We start from the raw sequence: 19,067 nt of genomic DNA, 5'->3' as shown, positions 1-19,067 counted from the left end.
GGCTATTAGCGCGCTGAAAACCTGGTGTTTGTTCCTAACAAATGCTCTCACAAGGAACACCGTCGCAATCGCCATCCAAGCGTCCCAGACCGCATTCATTCAAATAGTGATACGCCTCGCTACAGCTATTCATTTGGCCGCATTTCCATTTCGCCCCGCATGATCCACCTGATTGCGTCGGCGCTTCAAATAGCCGCGATGGCGATGAATATCTGGGGCGCTGCGCGATTGGTGCGGGTTCAGGTTTATTCTCGCTAAGGAATCGTGAAGCAATCCAACAGTCTGCGGTCTCGGTTTTTGACCAACCTGACCGCGTTTCAATGACTGTTACTGTTTCCGCATACGAGAAAGAACTAAGCTTTCCGTAATTTGTTCCCGGACCGGAGCGGCAATTAACCGATCCGGCGGTCACGTACATCGCTAAGTTCTCGGCAGAGTTTCCTGAATTCTGATCATATAGCGTCGATTCAGTGTCAGAGTATTGATCACCTGATCCGTCCTTCGAACATTGTCCAAGCACAATCAGTCCCAGAACCACGGCGATCGCCCATCCACATCCATTGTTTTGATCTGGTTTTGCCATGCCGCGTCAAATGTCCCCCTAGAACGGCATCTACATTATTCTACCGACAGCAACTAATTTTCGAAAATTAATGAGCCACTTCAAATTCCATTCCCGCATTCCACAACATTTCGAATATAGCCATGCAAGGCGTATCGATCATTGCATCCAAGATGAAATTAAACTCCAAAGTGGCCAACCAACAATCATCCAAGCAACAAAGCAAACTTCCGCGCCAAAAAAGAAATTTGCCAATCTTGTTTTAAAATGAGATTGATTATCCACCACAGCGGTGCGTCTTCCAATATTTATTCCACTTGAGCGCCCAACCGCCTTGTACCATCGCGCAAGATATATCTCCGGACTTTGATGATACGCACCATGCCGCAGTGCGCTTGCCGCCGGCGCCGCCATCGGACCGGCAGATTAAAGTAGGTCCAGACACCAGAACATGTCCCTCCCTTGAGCGACCGGAAGGCTTTCCAACCAAACTCACTAGGGCATCGCGTGCTTCTTCGGCGCTTGCCTTGGGGCAGGGATGACCAGTCGAACAAGTTCCATCCATTTCCCGTGCGGCAATGCCTGAAAGTCTGACCCTTGGACCTTCTGCACACCAGATTGGACCATCTCCATCCCAGACACGGGTGGGCGTGCATTCAAACGATTGTCCGGCGCTAACAATAGTCGAACCCAGTAGTAGCAGTTCAATCAAACCCATGTGTCATCCGTAGATATCTTAACTTCATGAATGGAGATAATGACGGCATTAGCTGCAAACTCAAGTTGGAACATTAGATTGGCCGATTTTGACCAGTTATTTTCAAAATGACGACACGTGACGTTTCAGCTATGGTTGAAGAGAAGAGGGGGCTTGGTTCCGGGTGAATCATGATCTTGGAGACTGAAAAATGACCGAGGATAAAAAGACTCAATCTGTTGACGAAAAAAACTGGCCCGGCTTATCGGAGCTTGATCGTGCACTCGCGGAGGACAGGTTGACCGCTTATACTTGGAAAAAGACTTGGCGTGATCCTTGGGGACGTTTTGGATTGATCATATTCTTCATAGCTTTCCTAGCTTTCGCAATATTTGTCGCAATTTACGATGGTCTCATCCAAATCTAAATCACTTCCATTCCTTAACATCATCGGCTGCTTCAGCGCTAGCTCCGCGAGCATTGCGGGTGCGTTTCTGTAGCGCATCTTGAACCGTCCCAACCCGTTTTCTGCCTCGCGATTGAGCGCCGGATACTTCGTCCCGAATACCATCAACATCAGGCGGCGCAGACACTGACCCGCTTCCTGATCCTCCGAGTGGAACACTACCTCTTACGGCATCGGCGCTGCCCACGCTTGGTCTTTGCACCGGCGCAAACTCGGGAAGTGCCAGCTTATCTTCAATATCATCATGCAACCGATCCGCATATCCTGCCACAAACCGCGTTTGCAGCTCCTGTCCTTCTGCACTGAGCTGGAAGTTCACATCATCAAACCGCGCATTGCCATAAAAATCTCGGTTGGATTCCATTTCAGCCATACCCCATTCACGGTACGTCTGGCTGAGGTTCAAAGATCCGGCAGCACTATTGGTTTCATACCATGTCGCTTGGTTTTCGAGGCGGCTGGCAAGCTCCTCTGCACGTCTCGCTTCGACGGTATAGCTTTGCGCTTCAGAAAGTGAGCTGGTCAGGCCCGACGCGCTGCTGGAGATGGCGGAACTGCTGCTGGAACTGACACTGCGGACAAAACCATCGCGGGTATTGGACCAGTTACGGCTATCAGAAATCTGGTTCAGGCTTCCCATGATCCGGTTGCGGTCTTCCGAAGCAATTCCGATATCACTATCAGTCCAGCTGTGATTTCGTCCACCTTTGAGTCCGAGGTTCGCTCCTAGCGCTCCTTTCTCACCTTTTACGCCGAGACCACCTTCGCCGTTCAGGAACCATGATACTGTTATGTCATCGGCGGCGCGTCGCGACAGGCCATATTGCTGCTGCAAGTTTCTCGACGCTGAATCCACCTCGCTGAACGCCTTGTTGACACTGTTGCTCTCGTTGATCCCGACCGCCGTTTCAGAAGAACTCCCCTGGCTGTATGTATTTCTGAGTTCGTTGAACCGGGTAACTGCAGAGCTGGTCGATTGCTGGGCAAGATTGGAAAATGTCTCACTTTGTGAACGGCTGCTCGATGCCAAGGTGGAAAGCCTTGAGGTGAAATCCTGTCCCAATGTTGGTGTGAATGGATAGGAAGAATTCGGAACCTGATCAAAGGAATTTTCGGGAAAGCTCGTGGTTTGCGTCCCGCTTGCACTGAATCCGCGTGTCTGCGCAGCGCCATAGGAAATGTTCGGCGCGATCGAGCCTTGGGCAAATTGTTTCGAGAACACGCTCGAATTTTCAATATTGCTGTTGCCAAGCGACACATTGCCAGTGCTGGCTTCGCGCGCTGCTTCCTCTGCTGCATTTTGCGATGGATTGAGATAGGAAGTCGCTTGGCCTGAGATTGCCAGCGCGCCTCTGGCGATACCGCCAGCAAGAAACGGTATGGAGGCAACCAGATAACCGGCAAGGACGCCGATATCATTATTCACATCAACCATGCCGGAGAAGTTAGCCAGACTTAGCCCAGTCCCACCGGCGGCCCCGCCAACATCAGATGCGCCTTTGAACATCAGGATCATGTGCAATATAACAAACAATGGCCCCCAAGCGGCAAGATAGAAGAAGCCTGTAATATAACCCCGCAATGCCGTTGGTCCGGTTTTTGGCATCAGGAAAAGCGGAAACAGCACCGGGAACAAAGCATAGAAAACTACGGTCAGTACGATATTAAGGATCGGAACCCATTTCATCGCATTCTGGGCAATTGAACTATACGTGCGTTCGGTCTGGATATCGGCGCGAGTCTGCGCGAACACATCTACGCTTGATGTCCCGCTCGATCCTGCCATGCCGTGCATTGCCTGTTTCATCGCGTTAATAGTCAGCACTTGCCGGAAGATCTCGCTGGCGTTTTTGGAAACCCCGCTCAAATAGCTATACGCAATGGGCAAATCGGCAAACAGCTTGGCTTTTGCTAGCGCTGCGGTTTGTTTGGGATAGAGCTGGCGGCCAAAGATAGTCCCCATTTCATCGATCATACCCACCCACTGGGAATTCAAATCATTATAGGCCGCGCGGCAGGTTATGATATTGGCGCTGACGCTGTCATCGGGATTGCGGGTCAGAAACTTTTGTGCGTGCGCTGCGCTGCCCGGCGCAATTACCGCCCAAATATCGTCGCTTGCCGACAACTCCTTCATAGAATAGCGGCCGAGCAATAGATCATAGAAAACGCATTGCCGGAAATGCTCGTCGAGATTGGCGGCAAATTCAGGATCGGAAATACGCAAACTGCGCGTCGCATCAAAGAGCCGCGAGCCATAGATCATTCCATTTTTGGAATAATCGAGATCGGTGGGCAGCCCGAACACCGTTTCGGAGGAGCGCACCAGATAATCGCCAACCTGACTGGTAAAGCTTGCCATAAGCGCAAGGCCCAAAGGCACATTAGCTACCTCGGCTGGTGCCAATGATGGATTGATGCGATCGGTGACATGAACATCAAGGCGCGGCACCATCAGGCACATATAAATCAGAGTCGCGCCTAAAAACCAATGGAGCCAAGCGCGCCAGTCCTGATTGAACGCGACCACGATCACCGACAGCGCAAGCCCGATGACCATGGCGACCTGAATCAGGCTTTTGTATCCGCCCGCGCCGGTCCATGCCGCAACGGCATTGAGGACATTGACGATATATTCGCCGCCGCCAATTGTGAATATCTCGACCATCTACTTGGGTTTCCAGCTCATGGGGTGAGCGAGCGGTTCTGGACCGCGCGCGACCAATCAAGGGCTGCTGCCATTGATGGTGACATCGAAGCGGCGAGCATATTTTCAATCATCGCGGTTTTCTCGATAATCTGCATGATAGCGCTGACCTTGGCCTGACTATTTGCTTGTCTATTCGCCAATGCGCGTCGCACTTCGCTCATCTGACCTTGCCACATGGTGAGCTTGGCCTCATCCGCGCCAATGAAGGTTGACATCGAGCGACCGGCTTCACCAACGATACGTTCGAGCACGGCAAAAAGCAGATCAACTGAGGCAATTTCGGCGAGTGTCTCGCGGTCATCGGTAGGCATGCCGCGACCATAGGCGGCTTGAACGGTTAGAATTTTATAGAGCGGCACCGAGGCGACCTGCAGCAATTCTTTTTCGGCATTGCCGATCGCCGTGTCGGCGCGAATAGCTTCGACCATGCTGGTGATCAGCGCGGCCACGCGCGGGCGAATGGCTTTAGAGCTAGCAAGGCTCATATTGCGAAACGCCGGATCGAGGCATTGATCGGCTTCATCGCAATCAAAGACCTTGATGGTCTGACCTGATGTGCCGTCCAGCAATGCAGTTACTAATGTCGAGGAGGCATCGCCGGCGAACGGCACAAATTTTCCAGGAGATGCGTCTTTAGGCGGTACATATATAATAGTCCCGATGAGCGTCATCGCATATTCTGCGAGTTCGCGGTCAAAGCTGCCGCCAGGATTGAAGAAGGCGGATTTCTTGAGGGTATGCCATGTGTAGTTGCGCGCGACGCCAGGATTTACATCGGCGTAATCACTGCCAGCACCGGCGTTCGTGGAATCGCGCTGGCCTTTGGTACCGCAACCATGTTTGGCGGCTGCATAATCTGTGAATATGCCCTCTGAGTTGCCAATCGCCTCGCAGATTGCCTTGTCAGCTAGATCGCCCTTTGGCCAGATACCGCCCACCAAACCCTGCGCCATTTCGCAGCTGTTGATGTTGAGATTGTTCATGAGCTGCGCTTTTTGCGAGAACTCCTGCATGATTTTTGAGCATTCCGGACACACGGTGTCGATGGCGAGGCTGAAAGCAAAACCGACAGCGTTGTTCGCCACGGCTTTGAGCATCGCGACAATCTCACTGGCGTTGATGAAAGAAAACGAACCTGCGAAAATATCGATGCCGCCGCAGCCCGCCTTGGCAGAAGGGAGCTGCAAGTTAGCAATATTGGTCGTCTTCTGGGGAAAGCGCGTCCAGACATTGCCGAGACTATAATAGCCTGCTGACTGACCCTCGAACGCCGTGGGTCCGGTGACATTGGCAGCGCCGCCCATATCATCCATGAACCGGTCCATGCTGTCTCCGACATTAGCAGATAAGGGAGCGATGATTAGACTTGCAGCTGTGATCGCAGCGATTGCTTTTTTAATAATCATGTCCGGCTTCCTTTGATGTGAGCAAATAAATACGATCCTGCAGTTCATCGGCAGAGATGATGCCGTAGCCGATTGGAATGGCCCGGCTTTGCGCGCTGTCCCACAGCACCAGGGCAGGGGTGATTTTAGGCTTCAATCCCATCCGCGCGCGTTGCCCCGTCTCGACCGTGTAATTCTGGAAATGCCGCGATGGTCCGCCATCGGTCGAGATCGCGCGGATCGTCAGTTTCCAGCGGGTGGAAACCGATTTTACGATTGGCGACATGACCTCGCAGGCCCCACAGCTCTGCGCAAAAAAGTAAAACAAACCGTAGCGCTTTCCGAGGTTGGCCATCGCCGTATCACGCGATGCACTGCGCGCATCCTGCCACTGTCTTTTCGCGAGCGTCGAAACCGGGCGCTCGAGTGTATAATCCAGATCCGGTTGCTGCCAGATCGCGCGCTGCCAAACGTCTGAAAATAATGACGCGCGGTCAAGCTGTTCGCGCTGGAAGCGTATGTAAGCGATAACATTTTCGCGGGTCGGTTGGAGGATTGCTTTGGCTTTGAGCTCGCGCAGTTCTTTTGTGACCGCATCGAGTTGCTGGCTTGCGCTTGCCTGCGGTTTTGTCGGCAGCGATTCCGTTTCAGGCGGCTTTGGTTTGCTGCAATAGAACCAGTATCCCAGTTTGCGTTTCTCGCAGTAAAGTTCGTCCGCACTCGCTCGCGGCGCATAGGTTGCTGGGTTTATTGGCTTGGATGCAGCGCCTTGCGCAAATGCCGGACTGATGGCCGCATCTATAAAAAAAATGATTGCAAGGACAAGCACGGCCAAGCCGCCGAGCGCCAAGGGCAGTGGGAACCTATGGGTAAAATTGTTTTTCATGGGCCTGATCTCTCGTAGAAGTTCTGAATTTTCTGCTGGATGTCATTGGCTGCTTCGAGCTCGTCAGGCAGGCGGGCAGCTTCGGTAAATTCAGAGTAAATTTCGGAAAAATCCATTTTTGAAAGATCAAGCTGCGCAAATTCCTCGATTGTGAATCCAAGACATTGTTCGTCTTTCGCCCGAGCCCAAGGTTTGGGCAGCTGCGCGCGGCCTTGTTCCTGCAGAATACGCGATAATTTGGAAGTGAAGCAGCAATAGGCTTTCTTCTTGGTGATGCAGATGCCGAGAATTTTCTTCGAGCAATAGCTGCCGACATAGGCGCACAGCCCATTGGCATCGCGCTGATGAAGAAGAATTTCCTGAGTGTTGCAGCCGAGGGCAACTAGCAGGCTAATGCCGGGAATGAGCGGAAAGCCTTTGCCCTTGCAGCAGTTAAGCACCCCGAAGACTTTTGAGCCGCACGTCTCGCGCTCGCCTTTGAAAAGGGTCAATGTGTCGGGATCAAATTGTACGCGTGCATCGTCCATTGCATGGAGGGCAACAGCGGCATCCTTGAACTCATCATTCGCTTCGCGCTCAATCGTCTCGCATGATCCATCGATGCAATAAACATCACCGTCGCAAATATACTGGCTGCCAGAACCCTCGGCATCCGGAAGCGGGCAATCATAAACGCGCTCTATCGTTGAACAGGGATTATCTTCGCTCAGGCAATCTTGCCGCAGCAACTGGCAAGCCGGATTATTGTCCAATTCCTCGCAATCATTGGCAGCACGCCGGGCAGAGCATTGATAGGTCCGCTCCCATGCCCAGCAAGGTTTTGTAACCGTCACACCGTTAATGATCCGGGTTACAGGGTCGCTGTCGCTGCAAGCCTCGGCTGTCTGTTCGCAATCTGCATCTTCGGCAAAAGTTCGGCATGCGGCATCATTTTTGTTTTCCTGAATAATATTTTCGGATGAGGTCGCGTAAGGCGTTTCTCCTGGAACAGGGGCGCTGCAACTCATCTCGACATAAGGTTCGCCGGGTTCAACGCAATATCGATCCTGTTCACGGTTTCCGCCCCATTGCAAACATGGACCTGGACGTATACCGGTCCTACGGCATCCATTTGCGTTAAATATCTCGCAAGAAGGGACGCCGCCAAAACCGTAGGGACTGATGTAGCTGCACAAATAATGATATTGGGTCCGCGCTTCGACGCTTACATCGAGGTAGATGCTGCAGTTTTCGCTGCTCTCATCCAGCGCCACGCCGCTATTGCAGGTTGCCGTGTAACGCCCCGGCGATCCGGGAGAGGATGGAAGCGGAACGCAGCGTCCTTCCGCCCCGCCAATTTCCATCCCGCTCGTAAAGCTGAGCGGGTCTTCGTTGATCGATTTAGACCGCGCAGTGACCGTTTTGATTTCGTCAACGTCGAACTTTGCGCGCCGGGCATTGGAATCCTTAATCGCTTTCATGCCTTCGTGACTGCGCGCTGCGGCCCGTGCATCGCTTTCAATGCGATCTGGATTATCCGCATAACCCGCCTCAGCAGGATTTGATGTGTAGCCGGGAACACGCGCCGCATCGGGCTGCGTGCTTGCATTTGCGCGCGCGCGTCGTTGTTGTTCGCTAGCAAAAGCTTTGCCATCTTCCCTAGCCGCGTCGCGCTCCTGCGCGGCCAGTGCTGATCCGGCGGAAAAACTGATGGCCGTGACAGCGAGTAGAAGTATTTTCACAAACTTCATCGCTCAGCGCTCCCTTTTGAGGCGGGCAAGGTGCAGCGCAGCGAGACGCGATCCGGGACCAGCGCCGCCCGCAAATGTTTCCAGCGCATATTCTACGCTGACATTGCCGGTCATCCGGTCATGGGGCGGGACAGCACCTTTGCAGTCAAAGCCGTCGCACAGGGTAAAATCGGAAGAGGCCATGACGAAACTGGGCGCAGCCTTGATATCGAACGCCCGGAAAAGTCTGGGATCAATACCGAGCGCGGATAATTGCTCGCCATCCGAGGCCATAGCGGTCAGCATTTTTGTCAGCTGTTTGGCGCTGCCACCGGGGAAACCACGCAGCACCGTGACCCCGCCTGCCGCCGATGTGTCGCGAACGAGTTTTTTCAAAGACTGCGACGGCATCGACAAGCTTGCAAAGGCAATGAAACGCGGTGCGTCACCGAGTTTGGCCTGAGCCATTTTTGCATGATCCGAAATCATCCGGTCGAAATCGAAGACTTCATCCATGTTGTTTTCTTTGTTATTTGCATGTTTCCGCTCGACAGTTTGCGTATATCGTTCGTGATTAGCCCGCGCCTGGTCTTGTGTCTGACGGGCGTCGCTACGCAAATCTTCGCTGCGCAAACGGATATTTTCCGCCAGTGCTTCTGCCTCGGTGGAATAGGTTTTGGCGGACGCCCGTATGGCTTCAATATCGAGTATGTCCGAGTTCACGCTTTGCGCAGCGGCAAAACCGGTGGACGCGGAGATCGTGAACAAAACCGAAAAGAGAACGAAGTTCTTCATAATGCGCAGCAATTCCGTTTGCGCCAGACTAGATAGCCCATGTCCTCGCCAATGGCGGGAATGACCTGTCCGGCAGATTGAAAGGTGGTGGAGGCTCCGATGGGCGGGCAGGCATAGCGGCCTTTTGTTGCCGGGTTGGGGTTGGTTGCCTGCAGGCGGTATTGCTGTTTGCGCATGATTGGCATGAGATATTTGCCGCACAGGCCTTTTTTGCCCATGGTTCCCCAGGACACCAGTTGACGGTGTAATTTGAAAGCAAAGCGCGACAATACGAGACGCGAGGCTTGAACATGGCCAATGCTCGCTGACACATTGCCGTTCATCGGGTACATCGAACCCTGACAGCCAGCGCACCAGAAAAGTTCATCGCGCGGCAGATTGACCGTGGCAGAAACACAATCCGCCGCACACGCAGCGAGCGCCAGCGGATTGGCGAACAGCACTGCTTCTGGATTGATGATCGCAGTGAGTTCACTGTCTTGCCACAGCGGATCAATCTCGGAAATATAAAGAATGTCGATAGATCCTGCTTCAAGGCAGAGAAAATCAGCAACAATCTCCATCCAGTAGATTAGCGGATAAGCATACCAGTGGACATGCCAGCTGGAATAATATTGGCTCGCGCCGCCAATGGCCGATGGTCCCGAGATGGAACGATAGCCAATATCAAATCCGGGATCGATCTTGAGCCCGCCCAGATTGACAAAGCACCAGGGCTTCATGCTGACATCGGCAAGCCGCACCGGCTCCCAGAACCCCATCGCAATGCCGGGGCGCAAACCGCAAAGGCATACGGGCAGCGCGGGGTTTTTAGGATCAGGTCTGCTCGATGGCCAGATATCCAAAGCGCCAATTGACAGAGGAAACAGACAGGACCAGCAGATATCGGTGATCGGATTGACAAATTTGCCGGTGCAGCGGCCAGGGCCCGCATCGGCGCGCGCTGGCGATGAGACAAGCAGGCTGAATGCCAGCACGAGCAAGAGCCATACGGGTTTTAATCTGAAGATTTTTCGAAACAATGTTTTCATTGGCTTCGCTCCTGCTCCCCGGAAAGCGCAAATTGGCGGATGCGCAGCATCCGGCCCTGTTGATCGACCATTGCGGGTAGCGCCTTGATGTCGAAATGCGCGGTCAGTTTTCCGCTCTGATCAAAATAGAAACGTCGTTGCCGAGCTTTCATAAGTTGAAGCGGTGCACCCTTTGTCAGAATGAGTTTTGCCGTCTTTGATTTTTGCGCAAATGCCCATTCGAGCTGCGCGGGGTCATCGCCGTCTAAAAAAATCAACGCCGTGCGCAATGGAACGGTATCGAGAGGATTGACCCTGGTTCCTTTGGCCCAGATCCTGCGCCCATCATGATCCAATATATCGGCCTGCAATGTGATGGTTGGATCGAACAAGCGCGTGGTGGCTTTTGTCGCTCTCACCAATCCTGCAACTGGCTTGGGGCGGTTTACTCGCGCTATGGTGCGCGCTTTGAGTTTCTGGTTGAGCCGGTCAATGTCACCGTTCTTGTCCATGGTCTGAAGGCGCGACTGAATCTGTTCGAGTAAATCCGGTTCGATAATCGGGAAATGCGTACCCTGCTGGCCATAGTCGCGCGCCAATGCCGGTGACGACAGCAGGGCCGTAATGAGGAAAGGCAAAGATAGTCTGTTCACAATATTGCCCTCCCGGTGCCAATAATCCGGGGCGCGCAAATGAAACCAATCTCGCCATAGCGGCTATCAAAGCCATGTTTGTGGGACGTTCCGACATAATAGCAGCCGCCCGGAATGATGCCTACTGGACCTTTGGTTAGCGCTGCCCCTTTACGGGTTCTGGGTTTGGTTCGCGCCACAAGCCTATTGTTGATAAAGACATTTTTGCCGTCATGGCGAACCCGATCGCCCGGCATGCCCAATATCCGCTTTCCGAAGATCTGCGGTTTCGCGCCAAAGTGATTGATGAGTAGTTCTGAACGCGGTGGCTCGAAGAATATCAACGCGCCCCGAGAAGGGGTAAAATTCTTATCCAGCCAGAATGCCCAGTTGGGCAGGCTGGGACTGGCGTTGATCAAGAGCGCATGGTTGTCGCTGAATTTGGCTATCGGCGCGTAGAGCAACGGGATCGCCACCAGCATTGCTAAAATGATCGGGCGTTTGAGACGGGATATGAGAGCGCTCATTGCGGTTTCTCCCGGCTGTCGTTTTCCAGTTTTTGGGCGATTTTGACTTTAAGCTGCAACGTGGCATCGGGTGTATTTTTGGAGAGCACGGCTTCAGCAACCAAAATCACATGTCCGCTACGGCCCAAATCATCCACCGCCGCTTCGGTTGCTTTGAGATACCGGGCAATGGCCTCGCGCGTCACTTCCGGATCAGTTGCGCCCTTTGCTTCTGCGTCAACGAAATCCCGCATGATCTCGGACATGCGGACCTGCACTATTTGTTGCTTGTTAGGTTCGATCAGACGCAAGCTGACCCAGATGATCCACAAAATCGCCGCCGTGACCAGAAGGACCATGATAACTGATCGCCCGCTTGGCAGATGCTCTGAGAAAATTGCAAATTTGCTCATGTCTTGCTCCTTATGGGAAAGCTACCCGCTATCCGCCTGGTAAACCCTGGCATCCGAAGCGCCGCGATCAGAGCAGTAGACCCAAAGAATATGATTTTAAGATCGCTAGAAAACGCCAATCTGCGTATCCCGTCCGCTTCGAGATAGCGGCTGCTCATATTGTCCAGATGCGTGAACAGCCCGAGCAAATCCCAACCGGATAACAGCAGGAAAAAGCACAGCGGCAGTCCGAGCGCCATCAACACCGAGCTCATGGTGAACAACGATGCTTCCAGCATGATGTGGCAAGTGGTTTGAAAAAACTGCTTTAGTGGGAACGGAGCGCGATTGCAGCGCCGGTCCTTGCTTGTCCCAAGGGAAAGATAAGAATCAAACAGCGTATCGGTTTTGTCAGGCATTGTGCTTGCCCTTCCGATTGTCGGCGCCAACACCGGACACGCGGGCGATCGCCTGTGCCAGAGAAGCACCCGCTTCCTGCTCAGCCTCGATCGCAGCATAAACATCGGGCGAAGAAGAATAGATGCAGGCGGAATAGGGATCGAGAACCAGGCGTCCAATGGCTTGCGTTTCCGGGCCTTTGATAAAGACCTCGCTATATTCCTCGCCCGAACGTTTTAAACTGCGGATCAACGTTTCGGTGCGATCATCCATGTCGAGACGGTCGTTTTTGCGGAAGTCGGCAATGGTTTCCGGTTTTTGCTGGAGCACCAGCATCCAGTCACTATTTTCGAGCGCTGCGGTAGCGCCGTCTGATTTATAATAATCATTGAGTGACTGCGTGGCTGTTGCCAGCGCGCCGCCATATTTGCGTGCAGTACGCGCATAGGTTTCAACAAACTCGCCCATCGAGCCGCCTTTAAGGAGCGACCATGCTTCATCAATCAAAAGCAATTTCTTGGTGCTGCGCGGGCTTTGGGTCATGGCTTGGCTGGTCATGAACATGATAGCGCAAAGAATGACCGATCTCAGATCCTCGCGCGTTGCCAGGTCAGACATTTCAAAAACTGTAAAATCATCATCGAGCGCAATACTTGCCTGGCCTTCGAAAAAGCCGCCATAGCTTCCGCCGCTCATATAGGGTCCGATGGCAACGCTCAGATCATCGGCTACGGGATTGGAAATGCCTGCGAACGCTGTTGCTACATCATTAATGGTGCCGCCGCTTCCCAGCGCTTCCCAGACTGTTGTAACAGCCTGATCGATCAGGCCGCGCTCTGTATCGGTAAGCCGGTCGCTGTGCCGCGCCATTTGACCGACAATCGCTTTGATCATCGCAATGCAGTCGAGCTTATAATCATCGTCTTCGGCAGCGCGCACATCATCAATCATCGAGAATGGATTGAGCGAGAAACCGGATTTGAGGGTAAACTCGACAAAACGCCCGCCTTGCAATTTAACCGAATGCTCGAACGAGCGGCCGTCATCAATCACAACGACTTTCGCGCCCGCGCCGCGCAGGCTCGCGCACATTTCCTGAAGCAATACCGATTTTCCGGAACCGGATTTACCGCAGATCGCGACATTGTGATTGCCCGCGTCATTTTCAAATGGCGACCAATAGAATGGCTGCCCGCGCCTGCCGACCAGCAGCAGATGTGGCAGCGGCCCGCCCAGAAACTCGCCCTGCAACGGCGCAATATGAGCCGCGCTTGTCGAAAGCATGGTTTTAAGGCGCTTTAAGCGTTTGAGATCATGGGCAAGACCATCCGCCAGTGTCATGGGCATGGCGGCGATCAGCCCGTGGAGCTGGAGAAAGCGCTCGTCGGCCAAATCCCAACCAGCAGCCTTGTAGATAGCCTTGATCGAGCGTTCATGTGCATCGCCGAGGCCGAGTGGCGAATAGCTGGTTACGCCGTAAAACAATTGCACCAGTCTTTTGCCAGCCTGCAATTCTGCCTGGACATGGCTCCATTCGGAAGATTGCTGGGCGAGCTTGGGCAGAAACCGCGCGCTTTTGGATTGGCTGAGGCTGGTCGTGCGCATGAATTTGAAACCGGCTTTTGCAGACGCGCCCTCGCGGTCGGGATAGACCAGACACAGCATAGTCGCAGCCGGGCAGGGAAACCGCAGTTTGTCGGTGAACATGTCACCGATTAGCCGCGCGCATTCCCAAGGCGCCCATCGTTCAGGCATTTGCCTCACGCCAAAATGCCGGATATCGAAGGCATCGGGATAAATAGCACCGATCTCAGGTGTGCCATCAGCGCTGCGCCCGATTTCCCGGAACCGTTCGGTGCGCAAGATCATCCGGTCGTCGTGGGCTTCGAGTTCAATATCACGGCGGATCGCTTGACTGGCGATATCGTCGAGCGGATTATATTCGGTTCGGTCCTCTTGCGGTGCCGTCGTAGGAGAGGTCAAATCATCAACGAGCGCGATGAGTTCCTGCGGTTCCATTTCATTTGCATCAATGCCAAGAGACGTCAGTACGCCGATAAGCCCGTCGCGGCACTGCGTAAGTTCGTTATCATCGACATTTGCGGTGTCTGGAACGCCCAGCGATATAACCAAATTATGGCAGCGGGCATGAAATGGCGCATGGGCAGATCCGCTTTCCCAGACCAGATCATAAAGCCTTTTTGATCTATGGCGCGCCATTGCTTCATATACGCCGCCCTGTGCGTAGCGCTTGGCAAACCACGGGGCGACTACCTGGCCAATGCGCGGGCTGGCAAAATGTAAAATCTGCAAGCACGCGCCTTCGGGCATGCCTTCTGAAAAAAACTGCCCCAATATTTCACCCGTGCGTTCATCCGCGCCAATCAGCGGCGCGGCGGACAATATAAATCCTTTTGAGCGCGCGTTGCGATACAGCCGCGGCCCGGTATCAAAAACCCGGTATGGCAGCCAGTCCGACAGCATATCGAGCGCGATGCTCGGTTTTGCATGGTCAGCGGTTTGGTGATCACCAAACAGTCCCGACAATAGTTTTGCGCGCGCAGATGGAATGGAGAAGGTCATCTTCCCTTCTCCTGGCTGGGCAGTCTGTTGGTCCCGCGTATCTTGGCGGCTTCGATGGCCTCAATACTTGGCAGACCATCTTTCGTGATTGCTCTCAAAACAGGGTGAGGGGTTCGACTTGCTGGGGGAGGGAGCCCATCGAACCCCTCGATTGCCGGCATATTTGCGCCGGCAATTGCCTCTCGCACGGTCAAGGGGTACGAACCACGCGAGGGCAAATTATATGAGTTTTTGAAAAATGGATCAGCGTCGTCCATCGATTCTGATGGCGTTTCGCTGGAGTTATCGTCTGCGCTAAGCGCGCCACCGGAAGTGTCTTTGGGTTCTTGCTTGGCCCCACTGGAGATATCGCGCGCCATTTGCCTCGCGATATTTATATCATCGTCAGCCAATGTAGAAGCCCAGTCGGGAGATCTTGCGACTACGTGCACGCTGCGGGCTTCATGCAAATTACCCGACGCATCGACAAATCCGGGAAAGACAATCTTGAGCACCCGTTCGCCCGTCCGCGCGGTTTGCGTCGCCGATATCAGACCTCGCCTGCCACTTGATGGAACTCGATCGATCATAGCAACGCTCGCCGCTGCATCAATTTGCGATGTTGGCGCGCAGCTACCGCCCGGCGCCTTGCAATCAAAACTGCCGCTAATATTGCTGCCCAGACTAGCGCAGGATGCCAGTGAGACGCAGGAAAGCGCAATCAAGCCCAATGGAAAGCGCGCGCGTGTCATTTTGCACCTTTTGGATTGGAGTTCAGGAACGCGCGGATTTCAGAAGCGCCGCGATATCCTTCAAGCACCGCGCCATCACTTGCGCGCACCATGACCGGCGTCCCGGAAAAACCGTGGCTTCGTGCAAAGGCCTCATTGGCATCAAGACCCGAGGTGTCGCATGACTTTTGCTTCTTTGGTGTTTCGCCGGAATAGGCTTGGTGCAATGCCTTTGCAGGATCACGCGAACAGATCACCGCTTCGGCCAGTTTTCGGCTCTTTTCGCCCAGAATCGAAATTGGTCGCTCTTCGACGCGCACGCGTGCTTTTTTGAGTTCTGCCGTCAGACGCTTACAATAGCTGCAATTGAAGTCGGAAAATACGATGAGCTTGGGCCCGGACTTGGATCCCCAATGGACCGCGCCCGACGGCTTTAAGTCCGCGACGGGAACTTTGGAGACTAGTTTGTTGGCGCGCTGTTCCGCAGTATTCTGCTTGCTGGCATTTGCGCCCGCAGATCCTGCGACCAGCAGCTGCGGATTAAGCTCGAGCAGTTTTGCCGCCGTCAGGTCTGCCCGGCTTTCCATATCGTACAGACGCCCGACAAATAGATAGCGCGCGCGTTCATCAATATAGAATAATGTCTTTTCCGATACGACCTCGCAAAGGCCGCCAAAACCCTGACAGGTGAGGCTGGTAATGGGTGTTTTCGGGAGGCGCAGCTCGATAGCCGTTCGAACATCCTGGAGCACTGCTGCGGCATTGGCTGGAGCAGAAATGAAGCTGGCTGCAACAAGGCCGGAAACCATCCCGCCGCTTGCAACAGCAAGCGCAATGGCTGCCGCCTTTGATTTTAGGTTCCTGCCTAGTTTCTGATATTTGAAATTCACTTTTTTTCACTCCTTACGTGGACGCCGTCGAGAAAGACGATCTCGACATCGATGCCGGTCGGCATCTCGACGACAGGTTGATATTGTTCGGCTCGTTCGATGAGATATTTGGAGACAGTATCGGCGGCATCGCCAGCGCCCTGGCCAAGACCGCCGGTCAATATGTCCGCGCCCGATAGGCTATCGCGTTTCCCGTCCGCGCCAATCTGACCGGAAAATATGCCGTTGGCATTGGCGGAAAAGCCGCGCCCAAACCCGCCGACAATCCCGGCAAGCAGGGCTTGACTGACAAGATTGCCTTCGCGGCTGACAACGCGGCCGCGCACGCCGGATTTACCGGCAAAGCTGATAAACCCTTTGACCTCGCTGACGGCAACCCGTCCGCCTGGCTGATCGCAGGTCATGCGGGCGAGTTTCACATAGACCTTCTCTGATGACAGATCGCCGCGCGCTGCGCCGTTAACAATGCATCCAGTGATATTGGTGGTGAGCAGCTTGCCGTTCTTGATTACCGAGCGGGCAGGGCCGGTAATGCGCAATACAACTGGAAGCGGATCGCTCTGACTGGCAACCCCGACCGAGGCATCAACGCCGACGATGACTTTTGCAGGTGCATAGCTGTTGGGCGGCAGATATTCCGGACTGTCTTCAACCAGCACCGGTGATATTTCCGATGTGCGTTTCTTGGTAAATTTCGATCCCTGCTCTGCGCTTCCGAAATTGAGGATTTTTACCTCGCTCGTTGGAGAACCACCTGGCGAAATTTCTGTACCATCGGGCGATCCAAGCGATGCAGACTGACGGTCAAAATCTCCGCCTCGCGGACCATAGGTTGGCGGCGTTGTTGGGGGCGGCGGCGCGTCTTTCTCTTCCAGCTGCGTTTTCAGACCCGCGTTTTCCGCTGAAATCGCATCGATGGCTGCTTGCCCGTTGGCGCGCATTTCGCTGTTTTCGAGCCGAAGCGCTTCAATCTGTTCCTCTATTTCTCGTGTAGGGAGCTGCGCTTCCTTGAGCGCCTTTTGATCCTGCGTGAGTTTATTGAGCCGGTTTTCATAAGCCGCGACAAACTCGCGCTGGGAGAGATTGCGGTTGACCAGACTGCCAGCGTCAATGGTCACTATGCCGCTTTCTTGCGTACCTTTTTCATCGCCATCACCGGCAAACAGAAACCAACCGCCTGCGATCAGTGCGAGACTGCCAATACCGGCAAGCAGCATATTTTGCCGCCGCGCGATCTTCTTGTTGAGGCCAGCGCGCGCATGTCCGGGTTCTGCTTCTGTGTCCGCAGCCTGGGTTGCCGTTTTGACGTCGCTCATTGGTCTGCCCCCCGGGTCGCGGTGACAACAAAGGCCGATGTGCTTGTTCCGGCCCCCAGTGTGTTTTGGGCAAGGGAAATTGCGCGCGCAGATTTGGGTGCGAGCTCTTCTTCATTGAGTTCGACTGCGGTTCTTCCGCGATTGGTGAGAATGAATTGCTGCGCGTTAAAACCTGCGCCGCGATATTCTGCGATGAGCTGGACTTCGATGGATCCGGTTCGAACAGGCCGCGTCATCCGCTGGCGCACGCTGTAACCGGGAGGCGCTGTGCCCTCCGCCACCGCTTTCACCAAAGCAATGATGGTCTGTTCTTCGCTTCTTTCGTTTTCCCATGTCTCCGCCTCCGGTTTTGCAAGGGCGGGATTAGTTATAAAAAGCTGATGCGCTTCAACAGGGGCCGTGTGACAGACGAATTTATAGACAAACCCCTGTTTACTGGTGGCAAAGAAGCTAGCGCTGTCACTGGCAAAGCTGGGCGGCACGGAAATATAAATATCGCCGCGCACCGGTTCGTGCGTTACCCCGAAATCATTATAGGGATAGCCCGAAGCGATTTTTGAAACACTTGAAAACTCGTCACCAACCAAAGCAATGCGGGTCAGCTCATCGCGCGATAATGTGCAGTCAATTTTTGCATTATCTGCCGCCTCGACAAACTGGTCTGCCAAAGCCGGTGATGCGCTGAATGAAAGGGCGGTAATAAGTAATGCCACGCCAAGAGTTTTAAATCCGGTATCGGGAATTCGCGTAATGCCCCAACTGATGCTCGCTATGCCGCTGCCTAAAAGACAGGCAGGCAGGGTGAATGATATGCTGCTCATGACGAGGCATCCTTCTCGATTGATTTCTGCTGAATTTGTTGATCGCGCTCGGTTGGGATCTGCGCAAAACCGGTCAGCGCAAGCCGAAGGCCTGAGTAGGTCCAGCTAAAGACAAATTTACGCTCCTCGCTGGCAATTACCTGCGCGCCGACAAACGTCTTGAGTGTTCCGGTCACTTCAGACTTGAGTTCTTTCGGATCGATGACAAGCGAACGGATGACAAACGCCTGGGCAATATCGGAGCCGCGTTGTTCGGAAACGATTTTAACCAATTCTGATTTCAGGCGCCCATGGGCGCTGGGATCGGCCAGTTTGAGAATCTGCTCCATCCAGTAATCAAGCCCTTCAGGGCTGCGGTTGAGCAGCATGAGAGCGGTATCGCGGGTGACGAGCTCCATATATTCACGGGACACGCCTGCGCTCGATAAAGTCAGCGATTGTCCGGTTACAGGTACCAGCACGATTTCACGCGGCTGCATTGATCCAGCTGCAATGGCGACCAGACTAGTTACCGCTAACCCCGCAGCTAAGAGGGCCAGCCAGTTGCGTTGCCGCAGCAGGCGCTGGGCCGATTGATGTGCTATTTGTGCTTCCATCT

The 19,067-nt window shown here is 53.9% G+C and carries 18 protein-coding genes; 1 reads left to right on the top strand and 17 read right to left on the bottom strand.

Annotated features, from left to right (window positions below):
* Positions 1 to 34: 34 nt before the first annotated feature.
* A complete protein-coding gene (locus tag V7650_RS18290) occupies positions 35 to 418 on the bottom strand; it encodes an SH3 domain-containing protein (protein ID WP_442955319.1) in 384 nt (127 codons plus the stop codon).
* 1,052 nt (positions 419 to 1,470) lie between these two features.
* On the opposite strand from V7650_RS18290, the gene V7650_RS15790 reads away from it, so the two are divergent.
* Complete coding sequence (locus V7650_RS15790) at positions 1,471 to 1,686, top strand: hypothetical protein (RefSeq protein WP_335653733.1); 216 nt, start codon at positions 1,471 to 1,473, stop codon at positions 1,684 to 1,686.
* A 1-nt stretch (position 1,687) separates the two neighbouring features.
* Here the strand turns inward: V7650_RS15790 and V7650_RS15785 are convergent, their stop codons facing one another.
* Genes V7650_RS15785 through V7650_RS15710 form a run of 16 tightly spaced genes read right to left on the bottom strand, consistent with a single transcriptional unit; the run spans position 1,688 to position 19,065 of the window.
* Positions 1,688 to 4,393 carry a conjugal transfer protein TraG N-terminal domain-containing protein gene (locus V7650_RS15785; RefSeq protein WP_335653734.1) on the bottom strand — a complete coding sequence of 902 codons (2,706 nt, stop codon included), beginning with the start codon at positions 4,391 to 4,393 and terminating at the stop codon, positions 1,688 to 1,690.
* Between the two features lie 17 nt (positions 4,394 to 4,410).
* Entirely contained in the window at positions 4,411 to 5,841 is a 1,431-nt protein-coding gene (locus V7650_RS15780) for a conjugal transfer protein TraH (protein WP_335653735.1), read from the bottom strand.
* A complete protein-coding gene (locus tag V7650_RS15775) occupies positions 5,831 to 6,706 on the bottom strand; it encodes a conjugal transfer protein TraF (RefSeq protein WP_335653736.1) in 876 nt (291 codons plus the stop codon). The genes V7650_RS15780 and V7650_RS15775 overlap by 11 nt, the downstream gene beginning before the upstream one ends.
* On the bottom strand, positions 6,703 to 8,436 hold the full coding sequence (locus tag V7650_RS15770) for a conjugal transfer protein TraN (protein WP_335657171.1): 1,734 nt from the start codon (positions 8,434 to 8,436) through the stop codon (positions 6,703 to 6,705). Before V7650_RS15770 ends, V7650_RS15775 begins: the two co-directional genes overlap by 4 nt.
* 3 nt (positions 8,437 to 8,439) lie before the next feature.
* The gene (trbC, locus tag V7650_RS15765; RefSeq protein WP_335657170.1) at positions 8,440 to 9,222 is read right to left on the bottom strand and encodes a type-F conjugative transfer system pilin assembly protein TrbC; all 783 of its coding nucleotides are present in this window, start codon (positions 9,220 to 9,222) and stop codon (positions 8,440 to 8,442) included.
* Positions 9,207 to 10,241, bottom strand: coding sequence for a conjugal transfer pilus assembly protein TraU (gene traU / locus V7650_RS15760; protein WP_335657169.1), 1,035 nt, complete (start codon positions 10,239 to 10,241; stop codon positions 9,207 to 9,209). The genes trbC and traU overlap by 16 nt, the downstream gene beginning before the upstream one ends.
* The gene (gene traW / locus V7650_RS15755; RefSeq protein ID WP_335653808.1) at positions 10,238 to 10,873 is read right to left on the bottom strand and encodes a type-F conjugative transfer system protein TraW; all 636 of its coding nucleotides are present in this window, start codon (positions 10,871 to 10,873) and stop codon (positions 10,238 to 10,240) included. Before traW ends, traU begins: the two co-directional genes overlap by 4 nt.
* Positions 10,870 to 11,379 carry a S26 family signal peptidase gene (locus tag V7650_RS15750; RefSeq protein WP_335657168.1) on the bottom strand — a complete coding sequence of 170 codons (510 nt, stop codon included), beginning with the start codon at positions 11,377 to 11,379 and terminating at the stop codon, positions 10,870 to 10,872. Before V7650_RS15750 ends, traW begins: the two co-directional genes overlap by 4 nt.
* Positions 11,376 to 11,771 carry a TrbI F-type domain-containing protein gene (locus tag V7650_RS15745; RefSeq protein WP_335653807.1) on the bottom strand — a complete coding sequence of 132 codons (396 nt, stop codon included), beginning with the start codon at positions 11,769 to 11,771 and terminating at the stop codon, positions 11,376 to 11,378. Before V7650_RS15745 ends, V7650_RS15750 begins: the two co-directional genes overlap by 4 nt.
* Complete coding sequence (locus tag V7650_RS15740) at positions 11,768 to 12,169, bottom strand: hypothetical protein (RefSeq protein ID WP_335653806.1); 402 nt, start codon at positions 12,167 to 12,169, stop codon at positions 11,768 to 11,770. Before V7650_RS15740 ends, V7650_RS15745 begins: the two co-directional genes overlap by 4 nt.
* Entirely contained in the window at positions 12,162 to 14,732 is a 2,571-nt protein-coding gene (gene traC / locus V7650_RS15735; protein WP_335653805.1) for a type IV secretion system protein TraC, read from the bottom strand. Before traC ends, V7650_RS15740 begins: the two co-directional genes overlap by 8 nt.
* Positions 14,729 to 15,463, bottom strand: a complete 735-nt coding sequence (locus V7650_RS15730) for a hypothetical protein (protein ID WP_335653804.1) — start codon at positions 15,461 to 15,463, stop codon at positions 14,729 to 14,731. The genes traC and V7650_RS15730 overlap by 4 nt, the downstream gene beginning before the upstream one ends.
* Positions 15,460 to 16,332, bottom strand: a complete 873-nt coding sequence (locus V7650_RS15725; protein WP_335653803.1) for a DsbC family protein — start codon at positions 16,330 to 16,332, stop codon at positions 15,460 to 15,462. The genes V7650_RS15730 and V7650_RS15725 overlap by 4 nt, the downstream gene beginning before the upstream one ends.
* Positions 16,329 to 17,648 carry a TrbI/VirB10 family protein gene (locus V7650_RS15720; RefSeq protein WP_335653802.1) on the bottom strand — a complete coding sequence of 440 codons (1,320 nt, stop codon included), beginning with the start codon at positions 17,646 to 17,648 and terminating at the stop codon, positions 16,329 to 16,331. The genes V7650_RS15725 and V7650_RS15720 overlap by 4 nt, the downstream gene beginning before the upstream one ends.
* Complete coding sequence (locus V7650_RS15715) at positions 17,645 to 18,469, bottom strand: type-F conjugative transfer system secretin TraK (RefSeq protein ID WP_335653801.1); 825 nt, start codon at positions 18,467 to 18,469, stop codon at positions 17,645 to 17,647. Before V7650_RS15715 ends, V7650_RS15720 begins: the two co-directional genes overlap by 4 nt.
* Positions 18,466 to 19,065, bottom strand: a complete 600-nt coding sequence (locus tag V7650_RS15710) for a type IV conjugative transfer system protein TraE (protein WP_335653800.1) — start codon at positions 19,063 to 19,065, stop codon at positions 18,466 to 18,468. Before V7650_RS15710 ends, V7650_RS15715 begins: the two co-directional genes overlap by 4 nt.
* Positions 19,066 to 19,067 lie beyond the last annotated feature (2 nt).

It is taken from the genome of Parasphingorhabdus sp. (genome assembly GCF_036964565.1).
Classification (GTDB): domain Bacteria; phylum Pseudomonadota; class Alphaproteobacteria; order Sphingomonadales; family Sphingomonadaceae; genus Parasphingorhabdus.
The sequence above is the reverse complement of the archived record's forward strand: the minus strand, read 5'-3'. Positions and strand labels throughout refer to the sequence as shown.

What these genes read in the sequence shown, in the direction of transcription:
- V7650_RS18290 (WP_442955319.1), bottom strand. Translation starts at nt 418, where the DNA reads ATGTACGTGACCGCCGGATCGGTTAATTGCCGCTCCGGTCCGGGAACA.
- V7650_RS15790 (WP_335653733.1), top strand. Translation starts at nt 1,471, where the DNA reads ATGACCGAGGATAAAAAGACTCAATCTGTTGACGAAAAAAACTGGCCC.
- V7650_RS15785 (WP_335653734.1), bottom strand. Translation starts at nt 4,393, where the DNA reads ATGGTCGAGATATTCACAATTGGCGGCGGCGAATATATCGTCAATGTC.
- V7650_RS15780 (WP_335653735.1), bottom strand. Translation starts at nt 5,841, where the DNA reads ATGATTATTAAAAAAGCAATCGCTGCGATCACAGCTGCAAGTCTAATC.
- V7650_RS15775 (WP_335653736.1), bottom strand. Translation starts at nt 6,706, where the DNA reads ATGAAAAACAATTTTACCCATAGGTTCCCACTGCCCTTGGCGCTCGGC.
- V7650_RS15770 (WP_335657171.1), bottom strand. Translation starts at nt 8,436, where the DNA reads ATGAAGTTTGTGAAAATACTTCTACTCGCTGTCACGGCCATCAGTTTT.
- traU (WP_335657169.1), bottom strand. Translation starts at nt 10,241, where the DNA reads ATGAAAACATTGTTTCGAAAAATCTTCAGATTAAAACCCGTATGGCTC.
- V7650_RS15750 (WP_335657168.1), bottom strand. Translation starts at nt 11,379, where the DNA reads ATGAGCGCTCTCATATCCCGTCTCAAACGCCCGATCATTTTAGCAATG.
- V7650_RS15745 (WP_335653807.1), bottom strand. Translation starts at nt 11,771, where the DNA reads ATGAGCAAATTTGCAATTTTCTCAGAGCATCTGCCAAGCGGGCGATCA.
- V7650_RS15740 (WP_335653806.1), bottom strand. Translation starts at nt 12,169, where the DNA reads ATGCCTGACAAAACCGATACGCTGTTTGATTCTTATCTTTCCCTTGGG.
- traC (WP_335653805.1), bottom strand. Translation starts at nt 14,732, where the DNA reads ATGACCTTCTCCATTCCATCTGCGCGCGCAAAACTATTGTCGGGACTG.
- V7650_RS15730 (WP_335653804.1), bottom strand. Translation starts at nt 15,463, where the DNA reads ATGACACGCGCGCGCTTTCCATTGGGCTTGATTGCGCTTTCCTGCGTC.
- V7650_RS15720 (WP_335653802.1), bottom strand. Translation starts at nt 17,648, where the DNA reads ATGAGCGACGTCAAAACGGCAACCCAGGCTGCGGACACAGAAGCAGAA.
- V7650_RS15715 (WP_335653801.1), bottom strand. Translation starts at nt 18,469, where the DNA reads ATGAGCAGCATATCATTCACCCTGCCTGCCTGTCTTTTAGGCAGCGGC.
- V7650_RS15710 (WP_335653800.1), bottom strand. Translation starts at nt 19,065, where the DNA reads ATGGAAGCACAAATAGCACATCAATCGGCCCAGCGCCTGCTGCGGCAA.